This is a genomic window from Staphylococcus sp. GDY8P120P, from assembly GCF_017892065.1.
Lineage (GTDB): Bacteria > Bacillota > Bacilli > Staphylococcales > Staphylococcaceae > Staphylococcus > Staphylococcus nepalensis.
Genome location: NZ_JAESKI010000042.1, coordinates 862 through 2,819 on the forward strand (window position 1 = coordinate 862; position 1,958 = coordinate 2,819).

Below are 1,958 nucleotides of genomic sequence, written 5' to 3' on the forward strand. Positions count from 1 at the left end.
CAGGAGTCTGGACTTGACTCACTTCCTTTATTATTTTTCATTTTTTTAAACTATTTAATACTAATGTCTTTTATAATAGCTTTTCATATATTATATAATCAATCTTTATAAGTCCTTTTATAAATTTCTTTTCTACCATTTTCGATAAATTCCTGTTTAATATTTTTAATTCCATAAACAATAGTTTCAATAGGATAATATTCTTCAACTATATCTTGATATTCTTTTGCTTTCTCAATATCTATATTTCCATACATTCTTAATATATCTTCTCCAAAATTTGTTCCTATTTCTTCTTCACTATCTTCAAGTAAGTATATAAAATCACAATATTCATCTATAATTCCAGAATCTCCAAAATCAATTATTCCAGTTAATCTATTATTGCCATCTAACAATAGATGATTACAACTAAAATCATTATGGCATAAACACTTTTTACCCTCAAAAACTGTTGTTGCATTTAGTCTTTCCATAAAACTTTCTATATAATCTTTTTCTATATCAGTTAAATCATTATAAATAGTTTCACGCAACAATATATACTCTTCTAATACATTTTGTTTATTATCAATAGTACATTCACTAATATCTGTATAATCTAAACCGTGCATTTGTCTTAAAAAACTGGCAATATCTCGTTTTAACAAATTTTGTTCTTCTTCTGACATAGTAGAATAAATTTCTGGTGTTAAAAAAGTTCCTTTAATTTCTTTATAACCTAGTATAGATAATTCATCACTAATATACGAATATTCAATATTAGGAATTTTTACATTAGTTTCTAAATTTGTATTTAAAAAATTATATATTGCTTTTTCTTTTGCATAACCTTTTTTCTTATTAGTACTAAATTTTGTTTTAAAAATGTATTCATTATTAACTAAATATGCCACACTATCATAACCACTACCGATTATTTCAATACTATCTACTTTGAAATTATCAAAGTAATGCTCAATTAAATATTTCATTGCCTTAACATTTGTGGCATTATCATCATATCTATATTCCATTAAATAACAATCTTCTTTTTTGCCCTCGTGTAATTCATGTTCTGGCAAATCTTCAATAATTCTAAAACCAGATTTTTGGTATGCCCTTATTGCTCTTGGATTATTTTTATGAGGGTCTAAAATAACTGCATTAGCATTTCTTTCTTTTTTCAAAAATTCAAAAATCAATTTAATATATCTTGTACCAATTCCTTTACTCCAATAATTTGGCTCTCCTATAAATTGATCCATACCATAGACTATCTCATCAGTTTTTGGATAATGATAATCAGTATATAACTCATCATACATTTTATATATTTGTCCATATCCAATAGGAACATTGTTATATTCAATAATTACTCTAAAAACTTCATCTTCCCAAGGCTCTGTATAATGTTTTTTTAATGATTCTAATGTATATTTTTTATCTCTACCACCATAAAATTCTAATACTCTTTCATCAGTTAACCATTTTAACATCAAAGGAAAATCATCATCTATTAAAGTTCTTATACATATTTCATTTTCAACTATATTCATTTATTTATCACCTTTTTCATAATCATATACATATACTATTTCATCTTTATAATCATTTTTACCACCTAATTTTTCATATACATGGCAAGCTCTAGGATTACCTTTATCAGTTATTAAAAACATTTCAGAACAACCAATCTCTTTAGAATATTCCTTAATAAAAGATAATAATTTTGAACCATAACCTTTGTCTTGATAGTTAGGTAACATTCCTATTGAGTGTAAATAAAACATTGTTTTTCCATCAGGTCTTAAAAGTGTATAGCAATATGCAAATCCTATAATTTTATTATTTTCTTTAGCTATAAACCCAAATGAACTGGTATCATTAAGAAATCCTTTTAAATTATCAATATCAAAAACCATATTATCATCAATTAAAACTTCTTCCATAAACTCAGTCAAGTCCAGACTCCTGTG

Annotated in this window: 2 protein-coding genes; both read right to left on the reverse strand. The window is 24.9% G+C overall.

All coding sequences use genetic code 11. From position 1 onward, the window contains the following. Positions 1 to 98: 98 nt before the first annotated feature. Positions 99 to 1,538: a bifunctional aminoglycoside N-acetyltransferase AAC(6')-Ie/aminoglycoside O-phosphotransferase APH(2'')-Ia gene (locus tag KA900_RS14490; RefSeq protein ID WP_001028144.1), complete on the reverse strand. Its 1,440-nt coding sequence runs from the start codon at positions 1,536 to 1,538 to the stop codon at positions 99 to 101. Further along, positions 1,539 to 1,958, reverse strand: a 420-nt coding sequence (locus KA900_RS14495) for a GNAT family N-acetyltransferase (protein ID WP_046091389.1), incomplete at its 5' end; no start/stop codon positions are given.

What these genes read in the sequence shown, in the direction of transcription:
- KA900_RS14490 (WP_001028144.1), bottom strand. Translation starts at nt 1,538, where the DNA reads ATGAATATAGTTGAAAATGAAATATGTATAAGAACTTTAATAGATGAT.